Genomic DNA, 3,996 nt, shown 5'->3' with positions numbered 1-3,996 from the left:
GCACTGCCCACCAGTAGAAAGAGAGTAGGGTGGGCAGTGCCCACCATCTAGGTTTCAGCAATAGCTAATGCGATCGAGTCTCAATATTCTACTACTCTAATCGTCCAGATTATCGGTCGTAATTATTCATTAAAAAAGACTGCATGGAAATTAATTTTCGGCAGTCTTTTTTATCGGTCTAAAATATAATAATCTATGAATCAGAACCAGTATCGCGGCTGTTAGTTTGAATATAGAGAATAATCAAAAAAATCGTCGGTACGAGGACAAATAAAAGGCTGGCGACAAAACCCAAATCGTTAGTTTGCATAAGAGTAATTCCTATAAAGTATTTTTATTGAGTGCCTATACTAGAGTATCATTTCCAGCGAAGGTCTAGACAGCGAAGTAAAGATTTAACATCCTCGACCTGAGTCTACTAGAGTTGGGAAGGCGACGATCGCCTCCAGCAACCAGAGAGGAGCGAAGATTCCTCACCAGCGACTTGGAGCCAAAGCTAAGGCTTGGTATTGACAGAAACAGCGCCATTAACTAGGGTCTGACATGCAAGGCGATAGTTAGCAGGCTTCTTTGCCAGTTTGCGGTTCTCGAAATCAGTCCGGGGCGAGAGATTTTCCATCCCTTCCACAATCTCCACGCCACACATCCCACACTGACCGTAGCCACCACAGTTCATGAGCTTCCCTTTGAAGGTATAGATATCAATTTGGTTTTGAACCGCCTTCTCGCGCAGATTTGACCCCATTGCGATGACAATCTCCTTGTCCTCTTTGATAAATTTAATCGAACTCATCTCGATACCCCTAAAATAATTTATGTCCTATTAAGGATTATTAAGATATTTGGCAGTTTTGCCAAGGGGGTAAAGGTGGGGAGTTCGATCGCCACGGACATAAACACAGGCACATCTCAAACTCGGAAAGTTGCGATCGAACTCCCCTCACCCCCTGATTCCTCTTACTGCGGCAACACCGTCGCCGTGCGCAGATTCGCCAGAGCGCGATTATAGTTGAGCACTGCCGTGATGTTATTGCCCCGAGCGGTAGCAAGGTTGGTTTGCGCCACGATGACATCAGTTTGCGTACCCACCCCAGCTTGAAAGCGCAGACGGGCTAATTTGAGACTTTCTTCGGCTTGTCTGAGGGCTTGAGCGGAGGTGGCGATATTTTTTTGGTTAGAGCCGAGGCTAAAGTAAGCTTGTTCTACTTGAAACCGAATTTGATTTCTGGTCGTTGTAAACTGGTTTTCAAAAATCTGTTGGCTGACTTTTTCCCGATTGGTATTGGCGGCGGCGGCACCCCCATCGAAGAAGTTCCAGCTCAACTGAACGCCTACGCTGTAGTTATCTTGCGCGGCAGTAGAACTACTGATGCTTTTGCCCAAACCGTAGCTGCCTACCAGATTGACCTGAGCGGAATCTGCTGAGGCGGCAATAATTTCTTGCTGTTGACTGATGCGACGGAGGGACAGTTGTTGCTCTACTTCCGGTCGATTTTTGTAGGCGAGGATGATACTGTCTTCGAGGGAATATTGCCAAGTTCCTAGCTCGCGGACGGGATCGGCGGCGGTAAATTCCGTATTTTGATCGACGACGAGTATTTGCGCTAGATTTTTGCGGGCGGTTTGCTGTTGCGCCTGAGCGTTGGTGAGATTTTGATTGGCGGTACCGAGTTGGACTTGGGCGGTGAGGATGTCAAATCTCGTCCCTACTCCAGCACGCTCTTGGAGTTGTGCGTCGTTCAAACTGCGAGTGGCGTCGGTGACTGATGCTTGACTGATTTTAATCGCGGAATCCGCAGCTTGGAGATCGTAGTAAGCGGCGATGACTTGTCCGCGCACTAGTTGTTCGACACGCACCAGATCGAGTCTGTCAAACCGAACTTGTTCTTCAGCCGCGCGAACGCTACTTTGATTACGACCTGCATCGAGAATCGTGTAATTGGCAGTGATACCGCCATTAATGCCAGTACTGCTAGAGGTACTGCCAGGAATTTGCGGCTGCTCGCCGATTAGTAATGGCGATCCAGAAGTTGTAATCCCTGTATTTGACAATCCGACTCGCACGGCTTGAGAGGCTTGGGCAAGATTAATCCCTTGACGATCGCGCTCGACAGTCAAGCGTGCGGCTTGGACTTGGCGATTGTTGCGGAAGGCGATGTCGAGCGCTTGCTGGAGGGTAATCGATTGGCGTCCGGTAATCTGCACCTGACTCCCGGTGTTGGGGAGGTTGAGATCGTTAGGTAGCTGAATATTGGTAAAAGTTGCTGGCGCGGTAGTATTTTGGGCGATCTGGATCGAATTGTCATGTCTAGAACTGGTGTCGGTCGAGAGTTGGAAGTGTTGCTGTCTGCTAGCAACGTCAACCGCTGCGGCGCGGGCAGTTTCCGTCCGGATCGTTCCGCTCAGTAGCGCGATTGTCATACACATTATTTGCCATCCGGTAGTCGTCTGAGGCGCTGCGGGTGAGATTCCGATCGGCTGACACTGAGTGTGACTACTGAGTTTGAGGTTCGATCCTGGGATTGGTCTATTTAGCATGTGGATTAATTTAATTTCAGAGTTATCATCGGCGATGAGTCTAGAAAACTGCTGTCAGGTTTGGATCTCGATCGATTACCGCCCGTATACAAGCTGATATAACCGTCCGCTCCACTTACCACCTATTCGCCCCCGCCTCTATTTTCCCCTAATTTTTCGAGAAAATCATAAATTCCGTCAACTGGTACTACAGAAACTTGCAATTTTGCTGCCAATTGCTCGATCGTCACATCATCCAGAAACTTCGCTTCGTCGTGTTTGAGCATCACACTGGGAATGAGCACTCGATCGCCCAAATCTCGACCTGGCAACTCCTGCATCAGATCGTACCCAGTCAATAGTCCCGTGACTGTCATCTGTTGCCCCCAATATTGGCTGGCGATCGCCACTAAATTGACCGTTAGACCTGGGATCGTATTTAACTGCTTAACGATCGGTTGGAAGGCATTTTCGACGGCATTGCCGACTACCCAGGTGCAGGTATGCGGCGGCTCGATCGCGGTCACGTCCCAGTCGGCGATTTCTTCAGCAAATTCATCGAGAAACCGCCGAATCGAACCGACTCCATTGCCCAGTTGGGGATAGTCTTCGTAGTAGTCGCTTGGCGGCAATTCGACGCCTGCAATCAGATACCACTCATCAGCTAACCAGACGAAAGTCGAGCCAAATTGGTGCCGAAATTCTTGCTGCAATGCTTCGACTTGGGCAATAACAACTTGGGCAATTTCCGGCGTAACAGGCGCAAGTTCGGCGAGGTTGGGACGAAAGCGCGTCAAGCCGACGGGAACGACGGCAACAGAAGCCACTGCGGGAGTATCGCCATGATGGAAACTTGCCAAATCGCGGATGGTGCGATCGAGATGCACCCCGTCATTAATTCCTGGACACAGCACTACTTGGGCGTGAATTTCGAGGCGATGGGACTGAAACCACGCTAATTGATTCATGATTTCGCCCGCCCGCTGGTTCTTGAGCAGTTGCGATCGAATCTCTGGCTCGGTGGCGTGGACGGAAACATATAGCGGCGAGAGCCGCATCTGAGCGATCCGATCCCATTCTTTGGTCGTGAGATTGGTTAAAGTCAGGTAACTGCCGTATAAAAAACTCAACCGATAATCATCATCTTTAAAATATAAAGATTCGCGTTTTCCGGGAGGTTGCTGATCGATAAAGCAAAACGGGCACTTATTGTTGCACTGTATCAGCCCATCGAATAATGCCGACTCAAATTCTAGTCCCAAATCCTCATCGTAATCCTTCTCGATCTCGATCTGATGGGACTTGCCCTTGGCATCGAGTACTTCTAAATCCAAAGTTTCATCGCTACATAAAAATTGATAATCGATCAAATCTCGCGGCTGTTGACCGTTGATTTTCACCAATCGATCGCCAGAGGTAAAACCGATTTCTGCCGCGATCGAATCAGGAATCACTCCTGTAATTATAGCCGGACGGATC

At 49.0% G+C, this 3,996-nt stretch carries 4 protein-coding genes; all 4 read right to left on the bottom strand.

Annotated elements, in window-relative coordinates:
- Nucleotides 1-193: 193 nt before the first annotated feature.
- The gene (gene psbM, locus RMO35_RS16620; RefSeq protein ID WP_309741687.1) at nt 194-310 is read right to left on the bottom strand and encodes a photosystem II reaction center protein PsbM; all 117 of its coding nucleotides are present in this window, start codon (nt 308-310) and stop codon (nt 194-196) included.
- A 186-nt stretch (nt 311-496) separates the two neighbouring features.
- Nucleotides 497-793, bottom strand: coding sequence for a 2Fe-2S iron-sulfur cluster-binding protein (locus tag RMO35_RS16615; protein ID WP_309742432.1), 297 nt, complete (start codon nt 791-793; stop codon nt 497-499).
- A gap of 164 nt (nt 794-957) precedes the next feature.
- Nucleotides 958-2,538 (bottom strand): TolC family protein, encoded by a 1,581-nt coding sequence (locus RMO35_RS16610; protein ID WP_309742431.1) that lies wholly within the window; start codon nt 2,536-2,538, stop codon nt 958-960.
- 122 nt (nt 2,539-2,660) lie between these two features.
- On the bottom strand, nt 2,661-3,995 hold the full coding sequence (locus tag RMO35_RS16605) for a TIGR03279 family radical SAM protein (protein ID WP_309742430.1): 1,335 nt from the start codon (nt 3,993-3,995) through the stop codon (nt 2,661-2,663).
- Nucleotide 3,996 lies beyond the last annotated feature (1 nt).

The organism is Chamaesiphon sp. OTE_20_metabat_361, assembly GCF_031364565.1.
This window is presented reverse-complemented; position numbering and strand designations above follow the sequence as displayed.

What these genes read in the sequence shown, in the direction of transcription:
- psbM (WP_309741687.1), bottom strand. Translation starts at nt 310, where the DNA reads ATGCAAACTAACGATTTGGGTTTTGTCGCCAGCCTTTTATTTGTCCTC.
- RMO35_RS16615 (WP_309742432.1), bottom strand. Translation starts at nt 793, where the DNA reads ATGAGTTCGATTAAATTTATCAAAGAGGACAAGGAGATTGTCATCGCA.
- RMO35_RS16610 (WP_309742431.1), bottom strand. Translation starts at nt 2,538, where the DNA reads ATGCTAAATAGACCAATCCCAGGATCGAACCTCAAACTCAGTAGTCAC.